This window comes from Cloacibacterium caeni, from assembly GCF_907163105.1.
GTDB lineage: Bacteria > Bacteroidota > Bacteroidia > Flavobacteriales > Weeksellaceae > Cloacibacterium > Cloacibacterium caeni_A.
This window is the reverse complement of the sequence record NZ_OU015321.1, coordinates 1744734-1768625: the sequence shown is the minus strand read 5'-3', so window position 1 is coordinate 1768625 and position 23892 is coordinate 1744734. Positions and strand designations below refer to the sequence as shown.

At 33.0% G+C, this 23892-nt stretch carries 26 protein-coding genes and 1 tRNA gene; 17 read left to right on the top strand and 10 right to left on the bottom strand.

The window, feature by feature from the left end; genetic code table 11:
* Positions 1 to 188 precede the first annotated feature (188 nt).
* Positions 189 to 1004, bottom strand: coding sequence for a purine-nucleoside phosphorylase (locus KKQ76_RS08150; RefSeq protein WP_213196709.1), 816 nt, complete (start codon positions 1002 to 1004; stop codon positions 189 to 191).
* On the bottom strand, positions 988 to 2019 hold the full coding sequence (gene lpxK, locus KKQ76_RS08145; RefSeq protein WP_213196708.1) for a tetraacyldisaccharide 4'-kinase: 1032 nt from the start codon (positions 2017 to 2019) through the stop codon (positions 988 to 990). The genes KKQ76_RS08150 and lpxK overlap by 17 nt, the downstream gene beginning before the upstream one ends.
* A gap of 188 nt (positions 2020 to 2207) precedes the next feature.
* Between lpxK and KKQ76_RS08140 the strand changes: the two genes are divergently transcribed.
* From KKQ76_RS08140 to KKQ76_RS08080, 13 genes are all read left to right on the top strand, one after another.
* On the top strand, positions 2208 to 3065 hold the full coding sequence (locus tag KKQ76_RS08140) for a YicC/YloC family endoribonuclease (protein ID WP_246501368.1): 858 nt from the start codon (positions 2208 to 2210) through the stop codon (positions 3063 to 3065).
* A 70-nt stretch (positions 3066 to 3135) separates the two neighbouring features.
* Positions 3136 to 3699, top strand: coding sequence for a guanylate kinase (gmk, locus tag KKQ76_RS08135; protein ID WP_213196707.1), 564 nt, complete (start codon positions 3136 to 3138; stop codon positions 3697 to 3699).
* A 25-nt stretch (positions 3700 to 3724) separates the two neighbouring features.
* A complete protein-coding gene (gene nadA, locus KKQ76_RS08130) occupies positions 3725 to 4741 on the top strand; it encodes a quinolinate synthase NadA (protein ID WP_213196706.1) in 1017 nt (338 codons plus the stop codon).
* A gap of 7 nt (positions 4742 to 4748) precedes the next feature.
* The gene (locus KKQ76_RS08125) at positions 4749 to 5258 is read left to right on the top strand and encodes a hypothetical protein (protein ID WP_213196705.1); all 510 of its coding nucleotides are present in this window, start codon (positions 4749 to 4751) and stop codon (positions 5256 to 5258) included.
* A complete protein-coding gene (folB, locus tag KKQ76_RS08120; RefSeq protein WP_213197498.1) occupies positions 5254 to 5613 on the top strand; it encodes a dihydroneopterin aldolase in 360 nt (119 codons plus the stop codon). Before KKQ76_RS08125 ends, folB begins: the two co-directional genes overlap by 5 nt.
* Before the next feature lie 63 nt (positions 5614 to 5676).
* Positions 5677 to 5747: transfer RNA gene (locus tag KKQ76_RS08115), tRNA-Cys, on the top strand.
* Positions 5748 to 5860: 113 nt separating this feature from the next.
* Positions 5861 to 7468, top strand: a complete 1608-nt coding sequence (locus KKQ76_RS08110) for an LIC_10190 family membrane protein (RefSeq protein ID WP_213196704.1) — start codon at positions 5861 to 5863, stop codon at positions 7466 to 7468.
* Positions 7469 to 7555: 87 nt separating this feature from the next.
* The gene (gene aroC / locus KKQ76_RS08105; protein ID WP_213196703.1) at positions 7556 to 8617 is read left to right on the top strand and encodes a chorismate synthase; all 1062 of its coding nucleotides are present in this window, start codon (positions 7556 to 7558) and stop codon (positions 8615 to 8617) included.
* A gap of 9 nt (positions 8618 to 8626) precedes the next feature.
* Positions 8627 to 9184: a thioredoxin family protein gene (locus KKQ76_RS08100; RefSeq protein WP_213196702.1), complete on the top strand. Its 558-nt coding sequence runs from the start codon at positions 8627 to 8629 to the stop codon at positions 9182 to 9184.
* An 85-nt stretch (positions 9185 to 9269) separates the two neighbouring features.
* The gene (locus KKQ76_RS08095; protein WP_213196701.1) at positions 9270 to 9827 is read left to right on the top strand and encodes a TlpA family protein disulfide reductase; all 558 of its coding nucleotides are present in this window, start codon (positions 9270 to 9272) and stop codon (positions 9825 to 9827) included.
* Between the two features lie 116 nt (positions 9828 to 9943).
* Positions 9944 to 10267 carry a YkvA family protein gene (locus KKQ76_RS08090; RefSeq protein WP_213196700.1) on the top strand — a complete coding sequence of 108 codons (324 nt, stop codon included), beginning with the start codon at positions 9944 to 9946 and terminating at the stop codon, positions 10265 to 10267.
* Positions 10268 to 10346: 79 nt separating this feature from the next.
* Complete coding sequence (gene miaA / locus KKQ76_RS08085) at positions 10347 to 11252, top strand: tRNA (adenosine(37)-N6)-dimethylallyltransferase MiaA (RefSeq protein WP_213196699.1); 906 nt, start codon at positions 10347 to 10349, stop codon at positions 11250 to 11252.
* A gap of 45 nt (positions 11253 to 11297) precedes the next feature.
* Positions 11298 to 11855: a thioredoxin family protein gene (locus KKQ76_RS08080; RefSeq protein WP_213196698.1), complete on the top strand. Its 558-nt coding sequence runs from the start codon at positions 11298 to 11300 to the stop codon at positions 11853 to 11855.
* 60 nt (positions 11856 to 11915) lie between these two features.
* Here KKQ76_RS08080 and KKQ76_RS08075 read toward each other — a convergent pair whose 3' ends face one another.
* Positions 11916 to 12551: an MBL fold metallo-hydrolase gene (locus KKQ76_RS08075; protein WP_213197497.1), complete on the bottom strand. Its 636-nt coding sequence runs from the start codon at positions 12549 to 12551 to the stop codon at positions 11916 to 11918.
* 92 nt (positions 12552 to 12643) lie between these two features.
* Between KKQ76_RS08075 and KKQ76_RS08070 the strand changes: the two genes are divergently transcribed.
* Complete coding sequence (locus KKQ76_RS08070; RefSeq protein WP_213196697.1) at positions 12644 to 13849, top strand: type IX secretion system plug protein; 1206 nt, start codon at positions 12644 to 12646, stop codon at positions 13847 to 13849.
* Between the two features lie 6 nt (positions 13850 to 13855).
* Here KKQ76_RS08070 and KKQ76_RS08065 read toward each other — a convergent pair whose 3' ends face one another.
* From KKQ76_RS08065 to KKQ76_RS08050, 4 genes are all read right to left on the bottom strand, one after another.
* Positions 13856 to 14134 carry a hypothetical protein gene (locus KKQ76_RS08065; protein WP_213196696.1) on the bottom strand — a complete coding sequence of 93 codons (279 nt, stop codon included), beginning with the start codon at positions 14132 to 14134 and terminating at the stop codon, positions 13856 to 13858.
* Positions 14131 to 14367 (bottom strand): hypothetical protein, encoded by a 237-nt coding sequence (locus KKQ76_RS08060; protein WP_213196695.1) that lies wholly within the window; start codon positions 14365 to 14367, stop codon positions 14131 to 14133. The genes KKQ76_RS08065 and KKQ76_RS08060 overlap by 4 nt, the downstream gene beginning before the upstream one ends.
* 119 nt (positions 14368 to 14486) lie before the next feature.
* Positions 14487 to 15530: a ferrochelatase gene (gene hemH, locus KKQ76_RS08055; RefSeq protein ID WP_246501367.1), complete on the bottom strand. Its 1044-nt coding sequence runs from the start codon at positions 15528 to 15530 to the stop codon at positions 14487 to 14489.
* Positions 15531 to 15605: 75 nt separating this feature from the next.
* Positions 15606 to 16484 carry a NifU family protein gene (locus KKQ76_RS08050; RefSeq protein WP_213196694.1) on the bottom strand — a complete coding sequence of 293 codons (879 nt, stop codon included), beginning with the start codon at positions 16482 to 16484 and terminating at the stop codon, positions 15606 to 15608.
* A 130-nt stretch (positions 16485 to 16614) separates the two neighbouring features.
* On the opposite strand from KKQ76_RS08050, the gene KKQ76_RS08045 reads away from it, so the two are divergent.
* Positions 16615 to 17136, top strand: a complete 522-nt coding sequence (locus tag KKQ76_RS08045) for a gamma carbonic anhydrase family protein (RefSeq protein WP_213196693.1) — start codon at positions 16615 to 16617, stop codon at positions 17134 to 17136.
* 92 nt (positions 17137 to 17228) lie between these two features.
* Entirely contained in the window at positions 17229 to 17780 is a 552-nt protein-coding gene (locus KKQ76_RS08040) for a GNAT family N-acetyltransferase (protein ID WP_213196692.1), read from the top strand.
* Positions 17781 to 17821: 41 nt separating this feature from the next.
* Here KKQ76_RS08040 and KKQ76_RS08035 read toward each other — a convergent pair whose 3' ends face one another.
* Both KKQ76_RS08035 and KKQ76_RS08030 read right to left on the bottom strand, forming a co-directional pair.
* Positions 17822 to 19156 carry a cbb3-type cytochrome c oxidase subunit I gene (locus KKQ76_RS08035; RefSeq protein ID WP_213196691.1) on the bottom strand — a complete coding sequence of 445 codons (1335 nt, stop codon included), beginning with the start codon at positions 19154 to 19156 and terminating at the stop codon, positions 17822 to 17824.
* Positions 19140 to 19526: a c-type cytochrome gene (locus tag KKQ76_RS08030; RefSeq protein WP_213196690.1), complete on the bottom strand. Its 387-nt coding sequence runs from the start codon at positions 19524 to 19526 to the stop codon at positions 19140 to 19142. The genes KKQ76_RS08035 and KKQ76_RS08030 overlap by 17 nt, the downstream gene beginning before the upstream one ends.
* Positions 19527 to 19830: 304 nt before the next feature.
* Here KKQ76_RS08030 and KKQ76_RS08025 point away from each other — a divergent pair, with 304 nt between their 5' ends.
* The gene (locus KKQ76_RS08025) at positions 19831 to 21963 is read left to right on the top strand and encodes a helix-turn-helix domain-containing protein (protein WP_213196689.1); all 2133 of its coding nucleotides are present in this window, start codon (positions 19831 to 19833) and stop codon (positions 21961 to 21963) included.
* Here the strand turns inward: KKQ76_RS08025 and KKQ76_RS08020 are convergent.
* Complete coding sequence (locus KKQ76_RS08020) at positions 21960 to 23846, bottom strand: ABC-F family ATP-binding cassette domain-containing protein (protein WP_213196688.1); 1887 nt, start codon at positions 23844 to 23846, stop codon at positions 21960 to 21962. The two genes, KKQ76_RS08025 and KKQ76_RS08020, sit on opposite strands and share 4 nt — an antisense overlap.
* Positions 23847 to 23892: the final 46 nt, after the last annotated feature.

The window sequence follows — 23892 nt, the reverse complement described above, 5'->3', positions numbered from 1 at the left end:
ACTAATCTAAACGTATTCATTTTTTTCCTTTTTTACTTTAAAGCAAAATTAGGCTAAGACTGCCATTAAGTTTTTACAGAATTTTATAGTAACGTTATAGAATTTTCATAAAAAAACGCTCCAAAAAAATTGAAGCGTAATATTTTAAAAATTCACTTGCAGAAAATTCACTGCGAAGCAAAATTCATTTATTGATAATTTTTCACCAAGCCTTTTACAATTTTAATCACATTAGGCATTGCTTTATTAGCCGCTTGTAAAACTTCTTCGTGAGAAACGGTGAAAGCGATTTCTGGTCCGCCAACATCCGTAATGATAGAAATACCGAAACAATCCATTCCCATGTGTTTGGCTACAATCACTTCTGGAACAGTGCTCATTCCTACTGCATCGCCACCAATTGCTCTTACCATTCCGTATTCTGCAGGCGTTTCGAAAGTAGGACCTTGAAGTGCAACATAACAACCTTTGTGCACTTTAATTTCTAGATTTTTAGCGGTTTCTTCTGCTATTGCAATCATTTTTCGGTTGTAAGGTTCGCTCATATCCACGAATCTTGGCCCTAATTCATCAATATTTTTACCACGAAGCGGATGTTCTGGCATCATATTGATATGGTCTTCGATAATCATAATATCTGCAACTCTGAAATTAGGATTTACTCCTCCAGAAGCATTAGAAACGATTAAATTCTGAATTCCCAAAAGTTTAAAAACTCTGAAAGGAAAAGTTACTGTTTCCATAGAATGACCTTCGTAATAGTGAAATCTACCACTCATCATCAATACTTTTTTGCCTTCTAAAATCCCGTAAATCAATTTTCCACCGTGTCCTACCACTGTAGTTTGCGGAAAATTAGGAATTTCGTGATATTCTAAAGTGCGAATGGCCTCTACTTCTTCTTGTAATTTGCCTAAACCAGAACCCAAAACGATGGCGAAATCAGGAGTTTCTTGAATAATATTTTGGATGAATTCGGCGGTTTGTTTAATTTTTTCTAACATAATCTTGAATGATTTGATTAAATTCTTCTTCGCGGTCTATTTCTACATTAATCGGCCAATAGTATAATTTTTCTCTTAAATAATCGAAACCTTTTAAGCGAACATAATCTTTTTCTGTGGTCAAAATCAATTTATATTCTCCAAGTTTTTCGTATTCTTTTTTGATGAGTGCAATGTCTTCTGTGGTGAAACTGTGATGATCTTTGAATCGCAAGTGTTTTACATTGGAACTGTATCTTTTTACTTCTTCCACAAAAGTTTTGGGGTTGGCAATTCCTGTAATCAGGAGAATGTCATAATAACTCATGTTGTTATCTGGAAGTTTCAATTTTGGGTCAAAACAAAAAATTTCTTCATCATAATTGATGGTAGAGAAGAACACTTTTTGGTAATATCTGGGTTTAATTCTAGAAATATAGAATTGTTTTTTTTCTTCGGTAATATTTTCTGGACACTTGGTTACTACAATGATGTCAGCACGTTTTGCGCCACGTCTTGACTCTCTAAGATTTCCTGCAGGTAAAACAAAATCTTTAAAATACGGGTCATTGTAATCCGTCAAAAGAATATTGAAACCTGGTTTTATTCTGCGGTGTTGGTAGCTGTCATCTAATAGAAGTACATCTAAATCCATGTCTTCGATGATTTTTTTTGCCCCAAAAACGCGATCTTCACAAACGCCAATGACAAATCTGTTTTTAAATCTTTCGAAGAGTTGCATGGCTTCATCACCCACCATTTTAAAATTGCTATCGTAATTTACAATACCATAACCTTTGGTTTTTCTTCCGTAACCACGAGATAGAACGCCTGTTCTAAAATTTTTAGCAAGATAATCAGCCAAATACATTACCATAGGCGACTTTCCACTGCCACCTACAGATAAATTTCCTACGCCAATCATAGGAGTTTTAAATTTCGTAGAAGAAAAAATTCCCCAATCGTACATTCTGTTTCTGAGGGCAGTAACAAAATGATAAACCAAGGAAAAAGGGTACAGATACCATCTTTTCATGCAATAAATTTTCTTTCTGACGACTAAAATTCGCCATTTAATCAAGGGGCAAATTTACGAAATTTTTAAGGATTTTTTGGGACTAATTCATCGACTTATTAACAATGAGAAGTCTTAGCGGTTTTAAGTTTTAAGAAAAAATTAACTTTCAGCATCTTTTCTTATCTTTGTGCTTACATATACACATTATGATTTTATCAATGACAGGCTTCGGAAGAGCCGAAGGTATTTTTGAAGGAAAAAAAATTAGCATCGAACTCAAATCGCTTAACAGCAAATCATTTGACTTGAATTTAAGAATTCCGCTTCGTTACAAAGAGAAAGAATTCGAAGTAAGAAAATTGTTAAATGACACCATTCTCAGAGGAAAAGTAGATTGCTATATCAATTGCGAAACCATCGATGACTGCAATGATGTAAAAATCAACCAAGACATTGTAAAAGCATACATGAATCAGCTGCGTGAGATTTCTCCAAATACAGAAGAGTTTGAATACCTGAAAATGGCCATCAGAATGCCAGAAGCAATAAACGGAAAACCCGCAGAATTAAATGAAGAGGAGTGGAAATCTTTGGAAAATTTGATTAAAGAAGCTTTAGCAAAATTTGTAGATTTCAGAAAGACAGAAGGCGCAATTTTACACGAAGAACTGGCTAAAAATCTTAAAAATATCGAAGAAAATCTTCTCAAAGTCATTCCTTACGAAGATGAGAGAATGGTAGCAGTAAAAGAACGTTATCAGAATACTTTGAAAGAATTTGAGAATGTAGATGAAACCAGATTCTATCAAGAACTGGCTTATTACACCGAAAAATTAGACATTTCCGAAGAAAAAGTACGTTTGACACAGCACTTGAAATATTATCTTGAAGTGATGCAAAACGAAACCTTCAATGGGAAAAAATTAGGATTTATCTCTCAAGAAATCGGTAGAGAAATCAATACATTAGGTTCAAAAGCCAATCACCACGAAATCCAAAAACTGGTAGTGATGATGAAAGACGATTTAGAAAAAATTAAAGAACAAACGTTAAACGTATTGTAAAAGTAGGATGTTGGGTGATGGATGTTTGATGTAAACTTCCCGCTCCCAACTTCCCGCATCCAACATATTTATGAACAAAGTAATTATATTTTCAGCACCTTCAGGAAGTGGAAAAACCACTTTGGTAAAATATTGTTTAGGTGTTTTTCCTGAACTTCAATTTTCCATTTCTGCTACAACCAGAGCATTGAGAGGTGAGGAAATTCATGGGAAAGACTATTTTTTTCTTTCGGTAGAAGAATTTAAAAATCTTATTGCAGAAGAAGCTTTTGTAGAATACGAAGAAGTTTATCAAGATAAATTCTACGGAACCTTAAAATCTGAAGTGGAAAGAATTTGGCAAGAAGGAAAAGTGGTCATCTTCGATGTAGATGTAAAAGGTGGCGTAAATCTGAAGAAAATTTTCGGAGAAAATGCCCTTTCTATTTTTATTGCACCGCCTTCTATAGAAGAAGTGGAACGAAGATTGATATCTAGAGCTACAGATGATTTAGAAACCATCAAAACCAGAGTGGCAAAAGCCAAAGAAGAAATGACGTATGCTGAAGAATTTGACCAAATTATCATTAATGATGATTTAGAAACCGCTCAGAAAGAAATTGAGCGAATTGTAAGAAATTTTATTGAAGAATAAAACCAACACCAAATACGATTACATTATGGAGAAAACATTAGATATAGCAAAAAATAACCTTCCAGTAAAAGGATTTTTGGATTTGAAAGATATTCAAATTCCTCAAGGTCAAGATTTAATTGATGCGATTTTAAAGCTCAAAAAAGAAAAAAATGCCGTGATTTTGGCGCATTATTATCAGCCAGGAGAAATTCAAGATATTGCAGATTACTTGGGAGATTCCTTACAATTAGCCCGAGCTGCGAAAGATACAGATGCAGATATGATAGCGTTTTGTGGGGTGCATTTTATGGCAGAAGCGGCAAAAATCCTTAATCCTACAAAAAAAGTAGTTCTTCCAGATACTTTGGCAGGTTGTTCACTTGCAGATGGTTGCAGCGGAGAAGGTCTTAGAAAAATGCGTGAACAGCATCCTGGAGCTTTGGTGGCGACTTATATCAATTGTAATGCAGAAACTAAGGCAGAATCTGATATTATTGTGACCAGTTCTAATGCAGAAACTATTATCAATGCATTGCCAAAAGATCAACCGATTATTTTCGCACCAGATAAAAATTTGGGAAGATATTTGATGAAAAAAACGGGAAGAGACATGATTTTGTGGGACGGAAGTTGCATCGTTCACGAAGCATTTTCTATGGAAAGAATTGCAAAACAATTGGCAGAAAATCCTGACGCTAAATTAATTGCACACCCAGAATCTGAAACTCCAGTGTTAGAATTGGCACATTTTATTGGTTCTACTTCGGCTTTGCTAAATTATGTAGAAAAAGATGATTGTCAGAAGTTTATCATCGCTACAGAAGAAGGAATTCTTCACGAAATGAAAAAGCGTGCTCCTCATAAAGAACTGATTCCGGCTTTGGTTTTTGACGAAAGTTGTAACTGTTCAGAATGTTTCTTCATGAAGAGAAATACACTAGAAAAGTTGTATTTGTGCATGAAATACGAATTGCCAGAGATTACTATGGACGAAGAACTTCGCTTAAAAGCTTTGAAACCAATCGAAGCGATGCTTGAGTTGAGTAAAACGATAAAGTAATTTGAAAATGAAACAAATATTAATATTTCTTTCTCTATTTTTATTGAATAGTTTATTTGGACAGAAATCTCAAATCGAGAAAAATTTAGAAATTCAGATACATGAATTTGGAAGTTTTAATCAAAAAAGTGATTTTAAAAATTCAGTTAATTATTTACATCAAAATGTAATTAAATTATATGGAGGAAAGGAGAATTTTATTAAAAATTCATTAAAGTCTCTAGAAGAATATAAGAAAGCAGGATTTTTCTTTGATAGGTTTTACTATACCGATTTTTCACCAATATTAAAATATAAAGGAGAATTGCAAACTGCTGTTGTACAAAATATGGTTGTAAAAACAAAAAATGGAAAGTTTTTATCAAGGAATTCTATCATTGCTATATCAAATGATGGTGGAAGAATATGGAAATTTATAGGTGTAACTCAAGAAAATGTTGATAAAATAAAAAAAGTTCTCCCTAATTTAAGCCCCTCTATTAAATTAATAAATGAATTGCCAACAAAAATTGATTAGTTCTAAAATCCTTTTAGAAGATATTAAAATCTACGCATATCACGGTGTTTTGCCAGAAGAGAAAATTTTGGGAACGTTTTACATTGTGAATGCAGAGATTGTAGCAGATATTACCAAAGCTAATGAGACAGATGACTTGAATGATACCATTAACTATGCTTTAATCAACGATATTATTCATGCTGAGATGAAAATTTCTTCAGAATTATTAGAACATGTAGCAGGAAGAATTATCAGAAAAATAAAATCAGAATTTGCTCAAGTTCAGAAGGTTAAAGTAAAAATTACCAAAACAAAACCGCCAATGAAAGGCGAAATGAAAGGCGTAAGTATAGAATTTGAAGAAAATTTTTAAAAAATCTATTTCTAAAATTTTTAAAAATCTGAAAAATCCCTATATTTGCACTCCGAAACACATGGTACTTTGGCCGAGCGGCTAGGCAGTGGTCTGCAACACCATCTACAGCGGTTCGAATCCGCTAGGTACCTCAAAATCCTGAAATTTTAAAATTTTAGGATTTTTTTATGAAATTATTCTAAGATTCTATATTTTTTTCTTTTTACTTTTTCCTTGGCTCTTAAAAAGTATTATCTTTACTTTAATGTTAATCATTATACTCTCCATTATCATTATTATTCCTGTTTTAGCAGGTATTGGCGAAATTTTTCAGAGGCTTTTCGGGAAAATCTGGTCAGGAGTTTCTGCTCAGTTGATTTCAGGGATATTTTTCTTGGCAATGATTTGGCAAGTTCTTGCCTTTTTTATTCCGCTGAATATTTGGGTAGAAAGTATAAGTTTAGGAATAGGGATTTTGGCATTTTTTTATTTTAAAACTTATGAAGATTTTTATAAAATTCCTAAAAATAATTTTTTGAAAATTGCTATAGTATCTTTGTTTATCATCTATTCGGCGAGTTATTATCCTTTTATTTTAGATCATTTTGGCTACTATGTTCCGAGTATTCATTGGCTCGAAGAAATAGGGTTAACCAAAGGTTTGGCTAATCTTAACTTAATCTATGCTCAAATGTCGGTTTGGCATATTTTTCAAGCAGGATTTTCTAGTTTTGCAGATGGTTTTCTAAGGATTAATGCAATTCTTTTAATTGCTTTTATTCTATATATTTTTGAAAAAAAAGCGTGGACTTTACTCTGTTTATCACCTGTTTTTTTATTGTTCGTACAATCTCCTAGTCCAGATTTACCAGCAATTGCGCTTTCGCTCATTATTTTAAATGAAATTCTCAAAGGAAATCAAAACGCTAAACTACTTTTTGCGTTTTCGGCTTTTGTTTTCAGTATAAAACCTACGATGGTGTGGTTGCCTATTTTTGTTTTTTTGTTTTTTTTCAAAAGAGAGTATTTCAAATTTTTAGGATTAGGACTTGTTGTTTTAGGAATTTATATTTTCAAAAATATTTGGGTTTTTGGGTATCCTTTTTTCCCAGTTCAGATGTTCGATTTTGGAGTTTCTTGGTCGCCCAATGCAGAGATTTTAAAACAATCTTCAGAAGTGGCTATTTTGAAAACTTATGATTTGAAATTTACAATTTCAGAGATTCAACAATTCACGACTTGGGATTACATTTACCATTGGTTCACACTCCATTCATACAAAAAATATATACATATTGCCTTTGTTTTATTGATGGTGATTTACACAATTTTTACCTTTCAGAAAAAGCAAAAAACGCTTTATTTATTGTGGATTTCGATACTTTTGAAAACGATTTTTGTGCTCTATTTTTCAGCACAATTCAGATTTTTTATTGATGTTTTTTTCGTAGCATTTGTAGTGGTGTTTGGTCTAAAAGTAAAAGAAAAAATATCATTATTAAGTTTTAGTTTGGGCGCAGTATTGGTTTTGTTTTTGATGAGTTTTCCTAAAATTTTGCAATCTCAAGTCCGTACTTTCAAACTTGGACATTATATGCAAGGTTTTACCGTTACGCAATTGTATAAACCGGCGGTTTTTGAACTCAATTCTTATCAAACTTTCAAAATAGGAAATTTGGACTTCAATGTTCCGAATTACGATTTGAGTTTTGACACTCCTCAACCTTCACTTTCTCCTTATTCTGTGAGAAAATATTACGAGGCTGGAATTTTTCCACAAAAAATCTCGGAGAACATACAAGATGGTTTCGTTTGGAAGAAACTATCTCCCGAAGAAAAGGAAGAATTGAAAAAGATTATCTCTAAATTTTGATACGAGTTACGTGATACGAGTTCTTACGTTGCAAAAATCTCGCAACTCGCAACTCGCAACTCGAACCTTTTCACTAACTTTGCTTTTATGAACAATTTAGGAAATTTTCTCACGCTTTCTACCTTTGGCGAAAGTCACGGAATAGCTTATGGTGGAATTATCACCAATTTTCCAGCAGGAATTGAAATTAATTTTGAAGAAATTCAGCATCAACTTGACCGCAGAAAACCTGGTCAAAGTTCCATCGTTACCCAAAGAAAAGAAAGTGATACCGTACAATTTCTTTCAGGAACTTTTGAGGGGAAATCTACAGGAACTCCGATTGGATTTGTGATTTATAATGAAAATCAAAAATCGAAAGATTACGAACATATTGCCGCTGCCTACAGACCTTCTCATGCAGATTTTACGTATGACCAAAAATTTGGAATTCGTGATTACAGAGGTGGCGGAAAATCTTCTGCGCGAGAAACTATCAATTGGGTTGCAGCGGGAGCTTTGGCGAAACATATTTTACCCGAAAATGTAGAAATTCACGCTTATGTTTCTTCGGTGGGAGATATTTTTTGCATGAAACCTTATCAGGATTTAGATTTTTCTAAAATCGAAAGCAATGACGTTCGTTGTCCAGATGAAGAAACCGCCGAAAAGATGATTTCTAAAATCAAGGAAATCAAAAAAGAAGGAAATACCATCGGTGGAACCATTACTTGTGTTATCAAAAATCTTCCTGTAGGAATTGGTGAACCCGTTTTCCTAAAATTACAGGCAGAATTGGCAAAAGCGATGATGAATATCAATGCTGCAAAAGGTTTTGAGTACGGAAGCGGTTTTTGTGGAGCAACGATGACCGGAAAAGAGCATAATGATTTGTTCAATGAAGATTTTACTACGAAAACCAATCTTTCTGGCGGAATTCAAGGTGGAATTTCAAACGGAATGGATATTTATTTCCGTGTAGCCTTTAAACCGATTGCTACGATTCTTAGACCTCAAGAAAGTGTAGATAAAGACGGAAATTTAGTGATTGTAGAAGGAAAAGGAAGACATGATCCTTGTGTTTTGCCAAGAGCAGTTCCCGTAGTGGAAAATTTGGCAGCATTTGTTCTTGCGGACTTATTTTTGATGAATCAGATTAGAAAAATTTAAAACTTAAAAATGAAAAATTACTGGCAAAACGCAGTCACTTTTGACGAATATATTAAAGAAACGGAACGCAGAATTGAAGTTCAAAATCCTGAAGACGAACATAATGAATATTATGAACTAGGATTGCAACGCATGAACCGAACTTTGAAAACTTTCAAAATAGATGAAGAACAACTCAATGTTTTAAAATCTAAAAATTTCAAAGGAAAAATTCTCATCATTTCAGAACCTTGGTGCGGAGATGCAAGCGCAACCGTTCCTGCAGTTTCTAAATTTTTTGAAGGGCATAATGATGTGAGAATTTTCTACCGTGATTCTGATACTTCTTTAATTGACCAATTCCTAACGAACGGAACGCAATCTATTCCTAAAATTTTAATTTTAGATGAAAATTTTGAAGTGAAAAATGTTTGGGGACCAAGACCGCAATATGGAACAGAATTGTTGAAAAAATTCAAAGAGAATCCAGAAACGTACCCTCGTGAAGAGTTTTATAACGATTTACAAGTGTATTACGCTAAAAATAAAGGTAAAGACGCGATTCAAGAAATTTTAGAACTATTATAGTTATTCTCGCAGATTTTGCTGATCAAGCTGATGAAAAATTAGCCAAATTAGCTAAATCAGCGAGAGAAAAAATATACAATTGATTATGAACTTTTTAAGAAAAAATTGGCTCACATTATTGCTTTCGGTGTTTCTAGTTTCTATGTTTCTGTTTCCAGATTTTAGAGCGTTTGTTCAGCGACAAATTTTGATGAAACCTTCTTTAGAAAAAGTAGAAAAAGACGTCACTTTTACGGCTGAGGAAATGAATATTCAACTGAAAGGAGTGAATGTTCCAGATGCGAATTTGGCAGATTTTAAGGACAAAGTCGTTTTCTTAAATTTTTGGGGAAGTTGGTGTCCACCTTGTAGAGCAGAATATCCGAGTATTCAAAAATTGTACGACGCCAAAAAAGACAAAGTAGCTTTCGTACTGATTGCTATGCAAGATGAAGAAGAAAAAGTGAAAAAATTCTTAGCAGATAACAATTATACTACGCCGGTTTATTTTGCGACATCGCCACTTTCTGAAAAAATGCTGCCAAAAGTATTTCCTACGACCTTTATTTTGGGCCAAAATGGTAGAATTTTGATGAAAGAAGACGCGGCAAAAGATTGGAATTCAGAATCTGTGCATCAGTTTTTGGATTCTGTAAATCCTTAAGAATTATTAAATAAAGTTAAAATCTATTAAAATAAAATATTGTGAGCGTTTTTAATTTAAATTGGCAAAGATTTTGAAATCTAAATCATAACAAACCAAAAACTCAAAATATTAAAATGAAAAAAATAGCATTGTTGTTTCAAGCATTTAAAAAAGACGGATTAATTTCGAAGTTTCCTAAAATTTTAAAAATGTTTAAAGCGTACAAAAAAGGCGAATTTCAAATGGATCTTAAGAATGTAATCATTCCACTGGCAGCATTTGTATATATCATTTCGCCATTAGATTTTTTGCCGGGGATTTTCTTAGATGATTTAGGAATTCTAGCATTGGTTTTACCAATGGTTTTAAAAGAAGTAGACCGATTTATCATTTGGGAAAACGAAAAAAATGCGGTAAAGAAAGATAATAAAGTTATCGATGCAGAAATAATAGAGTAAATAAAATAATTTCATTTGTGTTTTTTTTAAATCGTTCCGAGATTTTCTTGGGACGATTTTTTTTGAATAAATTTGCAGTATGCAGAAAACACTCATTTCTATTATTGGTTCTACAGGAATTGGCAAGACAAAACTGGCCATAGAAATGGCAAAACATATTGGTACAGAGATTATTTCTTGTGATTCTAGACAGTTTTTCAAAGAAATGAAAATAGGAACTGCTACTCCTACAGATGAAGAATTAGCACAAGCTAAACATCATTTTATTGGTCATCTTTCGGTTCAAGATTACTATTCCATAGGTCAATATGAAGAAGATGCTTTGGAAAAGATTGAAGAAATTTTTGAGAAAAATGATTTTGCAGTTTTAGTTGGGGGAAGTATGATGTATGAAAAAGCAGTTGTAGAAGGACTGAATGATTTGCCAGAAGCTAATGCGGAAAATCAAGAAAAGTTACAGAAAATTTTGGACGAAGAAGGTCTGGAAAAACTCCAAGAAATTCTCAAAAATCTAGACGAAGAATATTATAATGTAGTTCACAAAGAAAATCCCAGAAGATTATTACGAGCCATAGATGTGATTTGGCAAACAGGCAGAAAATATTCTGAAATTATTGCAGAACCTAAGCATAAAAGAGATTTTAAAGTAATACGAATAGGAATTACCGCACCCAGAGAAATCATGTACGAAAGAATTAATCTTCGAGTAGATAAAATGTTGGAAAAAGGGTTGATAGATGAGGTTAAATCTTTGACGAAATATCAAAATTTTGTTCCGTTACAAACCGTAGGTTACACCGAAATTTTTAAATATTTAGAAGGAACTTGGGATTTAGATTTTGCTGTAGAAGAAATCAAGAAAAACTCTCGCAGATATGCAAAACGACAGGAAACTTGGAATAGAAAAGTAGAAAATGTGACTTGGCTTCCGTATGATTATTCAGAAGAGCAGCTTCATGAGATTTTATCGAAGATAGAAAAATAAATTCCGTAATTTTGCAGTCAATAAATTAATGATAAATCAATAGTTATGGCAAATACACCTTCCAATATGCTCGCTTTAGGAACTAGAGCTCCTTTTTTTGAACTCCCAAATCCTTCTCACAGCAACGAAATTCAATCTTTAGAAGATTTAAAAGGAGAAAAAGGAACATTGGTGATTTTCATGTGCAATCACTGTCCGTTTGTGTTACACGTTATCGATAAATTGACGGAATTATACGAAGATTATCATACGCAAGGGATAGAATTTATCGCAATTAATGCGAATGATGTAGAAAAATATCCAGCAGATTCTCCAGAAAAAATGATAGAATTTCAAATCGAAAGAAAATTTGAATTCCCTTATTTATTTGACGAAAGTCAAGCTGTAGCAAAAGCTTATGACGCAGCTTGTACACCAGATTTTTATTTCTTTGATGAAAAATTAGACTTGATTTACCGTGGTCAAATGGATGATTCTAGACCAGGAAATCAAAAAGAAATCACAGGTGAAGACTTAATTATTGCTTTCGAAAATCTATTGTCAGGAAATCCACAGGAAGAATTACAAAAACCAAGCATGGGTTGTAATATCAAATGGAAATAATTAAAATTACCTCATAAAAAGCAAAAGAGTCAAGCATTAAACTTGACTCTTTTTTATTTTTTAGAAAAACGGATTGTGATTTTTCTCAAAGCCGATTTGTGTTGCGTTTCCGTGACCGCTGAAAACTTCTGTTTCTTCGGGTAAAGTAAAAAGTTTCGTGCGAATGCTTTCTAGCAATTGTTCATGATTTCCTCTGTATAAATCTGTTCTGCCAATGCTTCCTTGGAAAAGTGCATCACCTGAAATAATAAATTTCTGCGCTTCATTATAGAAGGCTATGCTTCCCGGTGAATGTCCAGGAACATGGAAAATTTCAAAAGAATCTTCGTCTATAAAATATTTTTCGCCTTCTTTTAAAAGTTCGATGTCGCCAACAAAAGGTTTGAAGTCAAAGCCGTAATTTCTGGCAGACATCGGATTTCTGTCGAGTACATCTTTTTCTTCTTCGTGCATTTTTATGGCAACTTTATACGTGTCAAAAGCCCATTGTAAGCCTAAAACATGGTCTATGTGAGCATGAGTCAGTAAAATATTTTTGATAGAAATCTCTTTTTCTTCGATGAAATTTTCTAGAATTTCATTTTCTTTTTCGTTCCAGTTTCCCGGGTCTACAATGACACCGTTTTTTTTGTCATTAAACAAAACATAAGTGTTTTCTGAAAAAGGATTGAATCGAAAAATATGAATATGGAGCATGTTTTGAAGTTTAGATTTTAAGTTTTCAAATTTAATCATTTTCAGCGTTTTAAATTTCAATATTTTGGCTCGATTTTCGTTATCTTCGTGATATGAAATTTCTAAAATTTACTTTTTTATTGCTTTCTGTTTTGGTTTTTGGTCAAAAAATTAAAAGTGTTCAGCTTTTTAATCCTCAAACCAATGATGAAACACCTGTCATTAAATTTGGGGAACAATTGGTTTTGAATTTTGATGATTTAGAAAATAAATCTACCGTTTATCGATATACATTTAAACATTTTGATAGGAATTGGAAAGATGATGGTTTGTTTTTCACAGAATATGCTAAAGGTCCTGTGAATTCTTATATTCAAGATTTTAGATACTCTTTTAATACGGTTCAAAAGTATACGCATTACACTTTAAAATTCCCGAATGAGAAGTCGCAACTGAAAATTTCTGGAAATTATGAAATCATCGTTTTTGATGAATCGGTGAATAAACCGCTTTTTAAGAAAAGGTTTTGTGTAGTAGAAAATGGTGCGAATTTAGGAATTAATGTCACCAGATTTGCAGATAGTAAGGCGTCAAATCTTAATCAAAGAATAGAAGTTTCTGCGATTTCTAATCAAGCAAGTTTGTTTTCTAACCTCAATTCCATTAGTCTGAATGTGATTCAAAATAATAATTTTGGATTGGGGATTTATAATCAGAAACCTAATGCTGCGATGGGAAATAAATTGCTTTTTCAACAGATGAATTTGGTTTTCCCGGGAAATAATGAGTTTTATTACTTTGATAATAAAAACATGAATCAACCTTTTGATATGGTAGCTGCAACGAATAATAATGACGAAGGAAATCATACCTATTTGCATTCGGTTTGGGCTTTTCCGCTTAATTATCAATATCAGCCAGATGTAAACGGAGCTTTTTATTTCAGAAGAAATGATTTAGGAATTGAAAGAAATGCAGATACAGAAGCAGATTATTCTTGGGTGTATTTTTCTCTGGATTCCGAGAAAACAGAAAAAGAAATTTATGTTTTAGGAGCTTTTAATGATTTTACTCCTTCAGTAGAAAATAAAATGTCTTATGATGAAAATGCCAAAAAATACATTGCTAAAATTTATTTGAAACAAGGTTTTTATAATTATATTTTGGCTACCAAAGATGCGACAGGTTTCATTGATTTAGGTGAAATTAATGGTAATTTTTGGCAAACCGAAAATTTATATCAGGCATTTTTATATTACGCTCCATTTGATAGAAATTATGACGGTTTAATTGGTTACGGCGAAACCAGAAAAAGATAAATTTGTTTAAATTTCTATATTTTTCTTGACGAAAACAGCGGTGATGAAAACGGTATCTGTTTCTTTTTCGAAAGTGTAATGTAAATTGATTGGGAAGCTGTCGAGTGCTATAATTCTAATGTTTTCGTAGATAATTTCAGATTGTTCTGGATTTTCAGAAATTTGGATGGCTTTTAGTTGTATTTCTTCCAAGAATTTTTGACCTAATGAAGTGTCATCAGATTTATATTTTCTGGCGTAAAGTAAAATGTCGTTTTTGGCGATAGATGAAAGTTGTATTTTCATAATGATGTGTAAAGAGAATGTTCTAGTTCTTTTATGTTTTCAAAAAAATCTAGTCTGCTTTTAGGGTTTTCTCTATGAAATTCTAACCTTTCTTTTACTTCGTCTATTTGGTAAGTGCAAATTCCTGTGTTTTTTTTGGGTTCTAGGTTTTCAAAATATTTTGAAATGATTTCTAAAAACTCAGCAGGAAGTGAGTTTATTTTGCTTTTTAAAGAATCTAAATTATTTTCCAATTTTATTTATTTTTATTTATTACCCCTTATTTTTAGTCAAAATTAGGAATAAAAAATGTAATAAAATAAAAATACCCCTATTTTTTTTTAGGGGTATTTGCTTAAAAATGTATTTATTTTTATAATTCTTCTTCGTAAAGTTGTTTTACAACTTCTATCCATCTGTCTTCGTCGTTAAGGCAAGGAACGTAGTGGAAGTTTTCTCCACCTGCATGTAAAAACTCTTCTTTTCCTTCTACAGAAATCTCTTCTAGTGTTTCTAAGCAATCACTTACAAAAGCTGGGCAAACAATTGCTAGATTTTTTACGCCATTTTTAGGTAGATTTTCTAAAGTTTCATCTGTGTAAGGCTCTATCCATTTGTCTTTTCCTAATCTAGACTGGAAAGTAGATTTCACTTGACTGTCTTCTAAACCTAATTTTTGTCTTACCAATTCGGTAGTTTTCAGACATTGGTGTCTATAACAATATTGATGTGATGGATGATCTTCTTTGAAACAACAATCGCCTATTTTGCAAGTTTTGGTAGGGTCTGTTTTGTAAATATGTCTTTCTGGAACTCCATGATACGAAAACTGAAGCAAATCAAAATTTTCTGGCAATTTTTCTTTAATGCTTTCAGCCAAACAATTGATGTAAAGGTCTCTATTGTAGAAAGGTTTTACATAATTGATTTTGATATTTGGGAAAAATTTCGCTTGAACTTCTTTCGCTTTTTCAACTACAGTTTCTGTAGTACTCATCGCATATTGCGGATAAAGTGGGAAAAGTACAATTTCTTCTACGCCTTTTTCTACCAAGTTTCTAATTCCGGTTTCTATGCTTGGTTCAGCGTATCTCATCCCGATTTCTACAGGAATATCCACTAATTTCTGCAATTTTTGTTGAATCTGTTTCGTGATGACAATCAATGGCGAACCTTCATCAGTCCAAACGGTTTTGTAAGCCGCTGCAGACTTTTTAGGACGAGTATTGAGGATAATTCCTTTTACTAAAAGCGCTCTAAAGAACCATGGATAGTCTATCACGCGTTCGTCCATCAAGAATTCATCTAGATATTCTTTTACGTCTTCTACTTTTGTAGATTTCGGCGAACCAAGATTTACGAGTAGTATTCCTTTTTTTATGTTGTTGGTTGTTGGTTGTTGGTTGTTGGTATTCAAAACTTTGATTTTTTTATATTATCGAAAGTTATCAGTGTAAATACTATCAACTGACAACTATCCACTAAAAACTAATTATCCATTTACAGCTTCTACTTTTTCTACTAAATCTGGCAAGAAATTTTTAAGCACTTGTTCTATTCCTCCTTTTAGCGTAGCCGTAGAACTTGGGCAACCGCTGCAAGCACCTTGTAAAAGCATTTTTGCGGTTTTATTTTCTGCATCATATTCTAAAAGTGAGATTTTCCCACCATCGTTTTCTACAGCTGGTGAAACATATTCAGTTAAAATATCAGAAATTTTTTGCTCAACATCTGTATATTCTCTATTGATAATTTTTTCTACAGGACTTTCGTGTTTCTGAGGTTCTTTATTGGTGATTTTATGGCCATTTTGTAAAAACTCGGCAATCACATTTCTCACTACAGTCATCACCTCATGCCATTGTACAGAATCATCTTTGGTTACTGCCACGAAATTTTCTGAAACAAAAACTTCTTTTACAAATTTAAATTCATCATAAAGCACTTTTGCTAAAGGAACTTCGTCTGCTTCTTCTTTAGATTTTACTTCTACGAAACCGTCTAATAATAATCTGTTTCCACCGAACTTCATTACGGCAGGATTCGGGGTCATTTCAGCGAAAATTTCATATCTCTGTTGAGGTTTTTGTCTGTAAATTCTAGGATTTGCTAGAAGCTCATCTTCGATGACATTTTTAAGACTTTCTGCAATGTGCTCCCATTCTACATGGTCTTCTTTAGCAACTGCTACAAAATTAGCAGAGATAAAAACCTTAGAAACAAAAGGATAATTGAAAAGTTCTTGAGCCAATGGAATTTCTGAAATATCAGAAGTTCTATCAAGTTCTAATGAACCTGGAATCAGGGTATAATCAGCCACAAACTTCATTACATTTGGGTTTGCAGTAGGTTCTATAGTAATTGTATGCATTTTTTACTTAAATTTGAGATGCAAAAATACGGAAAGCAAGTCAGAAGAGAGAAGATGCAAGTTAGATTTTTTCAATTATTAATATTTTGCAAAATTTTAAAATTTCAACCACAAATTATAGACTAAAAATATGGCTTTAGTAAGAGAACTTTTAGGAAAAACTCCCAAAATCGGGGAAAATACTTTTTTAGCAGAAACTGCAGTTATCATCGGTGATGTAGAGATGGGAAAAGATTGCAGTATTTGGTATAATGCGGTAATTAGAGGAGATGTACACTACATAAAATTAGGAAACAAAGTAAATGTACAAGATAATGTAATGCTGCATTGTACATATGAAAAATTTCCTTTAGTGATTGGTAATAATGTTTCTATTGGGCATAACGCTTGTGTTCATGGTTGTACGATTCATGATAATGTACTGATTGGGATGAGTTCTGTAGTAATGGATAATTGTGTGATAGAAAGTAATTCTATTGTGGCGGCAGGTTCTGTAGTTACACAAGGAACACACATTAGAGCAGGTGAATTATGGGGAGGAGTTCCTGCAAAAAAAATAAAAGACGTTTCACAGGAACTGATTTCTGGTGAAATAGACAGAATTGCGAATAATTACGTGAAATATTCTTCTTGGTATAAAGAGGGAAAATAGAGTGTAGACTTGGAGAATGGTAGAGAAATAGAGAATCTTCATCATGCTACAATTTGTTAAAATATTAAAAATATCGGAACTCGGAACTAAAAATGCAAAATTTCCCCACGTTTTCCACAGCCAGATTAGTGCTTTCTTTGCCTACGATTTCAGATTTGGAGGACATTATTTTTCATGCCAATTCTACTTCTGAAATTGCAGAAAACACCATTACTTTTCCTTATCCTTATGAAGAAAAGCATGCTCATTTTTGGTTAAAAATGGCTGAAGACGGTTTTGCTAAAAAAGATGCTTACATTTTTGCTATTCGTGAAAAAGAAAATTTAAAACTAATCGGAGCGATTGGTCTTCATGTAGATTTGGCAAATCGAAAAGCAGAAGTTGGATATTGGCTCGGGAAATCTTTTTGGAACAAAGGTTATGTTACTGAAGCATTACAAAGAATTCAACAATTTGGCTTCGAAGAGTTACATCTAAATAAAATTTATGCTTCTCATTTTCCGCACAATCCTGCTTCGGGAAAAGTATTGAAGAAAAACGGTTTTGAATTTGAAGGAATTTTGAAGCAAGAAGTTCTTAAGAATGGTCAATTTTTAGATTTACACCGATATGCTATTTTTCAAGAAAAATATTTAAGTTCATAAAAATAAATCAAAAGCCTGACTCGTGGAGAATCAGGCTTTTTTTACTGTATTTTCTTTGTCACAGAGTGCCAACTAAATTTAAACAAAGGATAGAGTAGCGCTATCAGTGCCAAAAGAAGTACAGCGCCGGAACTGGTGAAAATTTTGAAATAAATGCTCAAGGCGTTAATCATGTCATAAAAACTCTTGTTTTGCAATTTTTCAGAAATTTTTTGTAGTCCCATTCCGACTAAACAAACCCAAAATATAACCAATGATAAATTGAAAATCAAAAGACTCCAATTGTATCTTTTCCAATTTAAAAAATGCGGCGCAACATCGTCTACAATTAAAGTGATTGAAGCTAATAACAGTAAAGTATTGATGCCAATTGTAGAACCCATTGCATGCGCCACTGTAATATGTGTTCCGTGCGTATAGAAATTAATAGCAGGGATTGATATAGAAATAGAAAGTACTAAGTTGAGTAAAATCCAGATTTCTGCGTAAGTAAGAATCTTAAACGAAAGCTTGTGATTTTGGTGGTTCGCTTTAAGATAAGTTTTTCTAAAAGAGTAAATAATGTTAGCCAAAATAAGCAATTCCGTCATACTAATGCTGTAAGCAATCAGTTTCACCATTGGTGAAGCGGGTACTATATAAGTATGGTGTCCCCAGTTGAACATAAGATTCGTTAAGCCAAGGAAATAAAAGAAAAATGCAATTTTAGATTGATTAATTTTTTGGTCTCCAGAGATTTTTTCCATAGCAAACATAGCAGTTCCGTACACCAGCATATTCCAAGAACCTACCATAGAACCCATAGCTTTCCACTGAATGGTTACATCTCGAATAATATTGTCATTAAAAAATGATAATTGCCAAAGTTGAGCTTCTATTGTAGTAATCAAAAAGAAAATTAAACCTGTACTCCAGCTCCAGATGTAGACAGGAACAGTTTTGTAATTAGGTTTTACCGTCATGAAGAAATTATACATGAAAATTAACCAAGAACTCACAATTAAAATCACGATATATGGTGGAAATTCTAAATATTCTCTTCCTCCAAATTTTCCTAAGACAAAGAAAACAGTTACCAAAACCAATATTAAAATTTGTAAAGCGATTTGTAATTTCGCCAGTTTTTCAGAATAAATTTTTCTACCCGAAACTTCTGGTAAATAATAATAAATAATTCCTGTAGCTGCTGTAAAAATCCAGTTAATAGAAAGATAAGTATGAAGCGGTCTCATTTTTTGGAAAGACAATGTATCTTTCAATAAATTGGGATAAAGATGTTGCAATCCTCCTAAAATCCCAAAAACAAGTCCTAAGAAAAGCGAAAAAATGGCAATGATAATGAACCAACTTCCGATGATGTTATTTTTCAGTTTCATTTGGTGTAGTGTTTTTATAAGAAAAAGCATTTGCGTCTACATATTTTAAATAATCTACCAATGCTTCTGTTTGTTCTTTACTGAAATGGAAATTAGGCATTCTGGTTCCGCCTCCATTTTCTATAAAAGCCTTTACGTAGGCTTCTCCACGAGTTTTATCTGAAATAGCAGTAGTAAGTTCTGGACCTAAATATCCTCCTAAACCAAAAATCTGATGACAAGATTGACAATTGTACTCTTGATATATTTTTTTACCCAATTGTTGTCGGGTAGTCATTACGGTTCCGTAGTCTGTTGCGCCTGTATAAATCCAAGAAGAATAAGTGGCAAACGCAAAAAAGAGCGTCAAAAAAATCCATATCTTTTTCATATGTAGATATTTATTGTTTTTTTAGAGGTCATATGCAATCGCTTAATCATGATTAGCATTGGTGTTTTCTAATCATAGCGATTTCATAAGATTTTTCTTAAAAATTCTGGTGCAAAGTTAATTTCTTAGTCAATATCTTTTTTATGATTTGTGTCATCTATTAATGTGATAGTTTTTATTTATCATTAAATCTTTCTCCATTTTTTACATCAATAATTTTAAAAAATTAGATTTTAAATCTTCATAATGCTAAATTTTCAAATCACCACATCTTGATTTTTTTTTCACTATTTTTGAACCTAGAATGAATAACCAACTTTTTGACCTCGTAGAAAACACTTCACGAAATATTTTCCTCACGGGAAAAGCAGGAACCGGTAAAACCACTTTTCTGAATAATTTCGTTAAAAAAACACGTAAAAAACACATTGTAGTAGCGCCAACTGGAATCGCTGCTATCAATGCTGGTGGTGTTACCATTCATTCTATGTTCGGGTTTCCACTCAGAACTTTTATCCCAACTTTAGACCGAATTAATGAAAATCTGGCGATGAATATTCCAGATTTAATGCAGCATTTCAAGTACAGAAAAGATAAATTAAAATTGCTAAGAGAGGTAGAAGTCATCATTGTAGATGAGGTTTCTATGCTAAGAGCAGATGTGCTGGATATGATGGATTTTTCGCTGCGCCATATTCGAAGAAATCAAGAAAAATTTGGGGGTGTTCAGATGCTTTTCATAGGTGATTTGTACCAACTTCCGCCTGTAGTAAGAGACGAAAATGAATATATCATGAAGCAATTTTATGCTTCGCCATTTTTTTTCGATGCTTTTGTTTTAAAAAACACCAATCTTCTCACAGTAGAACTGACTGAAGTTTTCAGGCAAAAAGATGAAGATTTTCTTGAAATTTTAAATGAAATAAGAGACGGAAATCTTTCCAGAGAACATTACGAAAAGCTCCACGAAAGATACATTCCAGATTTTGAACCAAAAGAAGAAGCCTACGTTTATCTTACTTCTCATAATAGAATTGCAGATGATATTAATACAAAAAAGCTGAATGAATTAGGAGGAAAAACGTATCAATTTAAAGCTAAAATTGTTGGTGATTTTAAGGAGTCTCAATTTCCGAATGAAGAAGTTTTAGAGCTGAAAGTGGGCGCACAAGTCATGTTCATCAGAAATGATGCTACTCAAGAAAAAAAATATTTCAACGGGAAATTAGCAGAAGTGGTGGACTTGTCTGCTGATGAAATTTGGGTAAGAATAGATGGAGATGACGAAGATTATAAACTCAAAAAAGAAAACTGGGAACAGAAAAAATACTCTCTCGATGCAGAAAAAAACATCGAAGAAGAAGTGTTAGGAAGTTTCGAGCAGTATCCTATTCGTTTGGCTTGGGCGGTTACTATTCATAAATCTCAAGGACTTACTTTTGACCGATTAATTGTAGATGCTGGGAAATCTTTCGCTTCTGGTCAGGTTTACGTGGCACTTTCGCGCTGTAGAACTTTAGAAGGAATTGTTTTGAAATCTAAAATTTCTAGCGATGTGATTTTCAGTGACAGAAGAGTAGCAGAGTTTCAAGATGCTACTCATGCAAATGACCGATTAGAAGAAATTTTGCATGCCGAAAAATACGATTACAGCATCAGAAAAGTGCTTCGCTATCTGGATATCTCTTGGGCTAAAGAATCTTTGGAAACTTGGAATAAGACTTCTAAAGAAAGCAAATTTGTAGACAAAGAAAAAACTCAAAATTTATATTTTCTCATCAAAAAATCGGTGGAAAATCTCACGGATATTTACTTGAAATTTGAAAAATTTATTTGGCCAAAAACCAGAAAGTTTATCCAATCGCAAGAAAATTGGGAAGAAATAGAAATTAAATCATCTGGAGCGGTAAATTTCTTTTTCACCAAGGTAAATGAAGAGATTTTTAAACCATTTAGAGAATTTTATGCCGAAACAAAAGGCGTAAAAGGAATGAAACAATACAATGAAGACACTCGAGTTTTTCTGGATGATTTAGAAGATTATTTGAACGATTTAAAGCAGGTTCACTTGTTAGAAAAACCTCTTTTTGATGAAAAAAATGATGAAAAAATTTCGGTGAAAATTGCCAAAGTTCCTTCTCATGTTTTGTCTTATCAATTATTTGAACAAGGAAAAACGCTTAACGAAATTGCTTTATCAAAAGGAGTTCTAGTATCTACTATTTTTTCACACATGGCAAAAATTGCAGAACAGGGAGTGCTGGATTTTGAAGATATGAAAAGAATTTATCCTGTCGAAAAAATAGAAACATTCAAGAAAATTTTTGATGAAAATCCTCAAGAAGAATTGAAAGATTGGTTAAAAGTCTTGCCAAAAGATTTTGAATTTCACGAAATCAGATTGCTTTGGAATTTCTTTTTGAAGAAGAAAAATTAATTTAAAATTTCCTGTAATTCTAGCCAGCGCATCTCGTATTCTTCTAGTTTTTCAGAGACTTTTTCCAGCTCTGCAGAAAGTGTCGCTATTTTCTCATAATCAGCTTCATTATTGAGTTTTTCTAGAATTTCAGTGCGTTTTTTTTCTAATTCAGGCATTTCTTTTTCTATCGTTTCTAGTTCGCGCTGTTCTTTGAAAGAGAGTTTCTTTTTTGGTTGCTGGTTGTTGGTTGTTGGTTGTTGGTTTGTCACACTGAGCGGAGTCGAAGTGTCAGACTTTGGACTTCCAATTTCAGTCTTTTTCCATTCTCTATATTCCGAAAAATTCCCTACAAAATCTTTGATTTTTCCATCACCTTCAAACGCCAAAACATGGTCTACAATTCTATCCATAAAATAACGGTCGTGAGAAACGATGATGAGACAACCTGCGAAATTCTGTAAAAAGTTTTCCAAAACCGTCAATGTTGGCAAGTCTAAATCATTGGTAGGTTCATCAAAAATCAAGAAGTTAGGATTTTGATACAACACATACATTAAGTGCAATCTGCGTTTTTCGCCACCAGAAAGTTTAGAAATCGGTGAATATTGCGTTTGGTCGTCAAATAAGAAAATTCTTAAAAACTGCGATGCAGAAATAGTTCTTCCGTTGGCTAAAGGGAAATTTTCAGAAATATTTTTGATAAAATCAATCACTCTTTCTTCTTCATTATATTGAAGCCCTTTTTGTGAAAAATAACCAAATTTTATAGTTTCTCCTGTTTCTATTTCGCCAGAATCTTTGGGCTCTAAACCTTGAATGATATTGAGAAGTGTAGATTTTCCTGCACCATTTTTTCCTACAATTCCTACTTTTTCGCCTCGCTGAAATGAATATGAAAAATCTTTGAGCAAAACCAAATCACCATAACTTTTATTGATGTTTTTGAGCTCCAAAATCTTTTTCCCCAGTCTTTTCATCTCAAAATCGAGTTCCAGAGATTGCTTTTTGGTATTGGTTTTCGCAACTTTTTCGGTGTCATAGAAAGCATCAATTCTGGATTTTGATTTGGTAGTTCTCGCTTTTGGTTGACGGCGCATCCATTCTAATTCTTTTCGGTAAAGATTGTTGGCTTTATCAATTGTAGCGTTCAAATTATCTTCACGAATCATCTTGTTTTCCAGATAAGTCGCATAACTTCCGTTATGAACATACAGATTTTGGTCTTCCATTTCCCAAACGGTGTCGCAAACAGAATCCAGAAAATAACGGTCGTGTGTTACTAAAAGTAACGTAATCATGGCTTTAGAAAGATAATTTTCTAACCATTCTACCATTTCTACGTCTAAGTGATTGGTGGGTTCGTCCATAATCAGCAAGACGTGTCTGTGTTCTGCTCTGGTTTCGGTGAGGAGTTTTGCAAGGGCAACTCTTTTGATTTGTCCTCCAGAAAGCGTTCCCATTTTCGCCTCTAAATTGGTGATTTTTAGCTGCGAAAGAATTTGTTTCATTTCGGTTTCTAAATCCCATGCTTTGTGAATTTCCATTTCTGCCAAAGCTTTTTCTATAAATTTTTGGTCAGTAGAATGAAGCGACTGATGATAGTTTTTAAGCGCTTGAATAGGCTTAGAATCTAGTGTCATCATGAATTCTTCCACAGTAAGTTGAGAGTCAAACTCTATTTCTTGGTCGAACAAAACTACCTGAACATCTTTATTAATCACTACTTCGCCAGAATCTGCAATTTCTTTTCCTAAAAGGATTTTCAAAAGCGTAGATTTTCCAGTGCCGTTTTTGGCGACAATCGCAATTTTATCTCCTTCATTAATATGGAAAGAAATATTCTTAAAAAGCGTTTTGATGCCGTAAGATTTGGTCAGATTTTCTGCGGAAACGTAGTTCATGTTAGGTTGAGGAAAAGGTTAAGGTTGAGATTGCGAAAGTACAAAA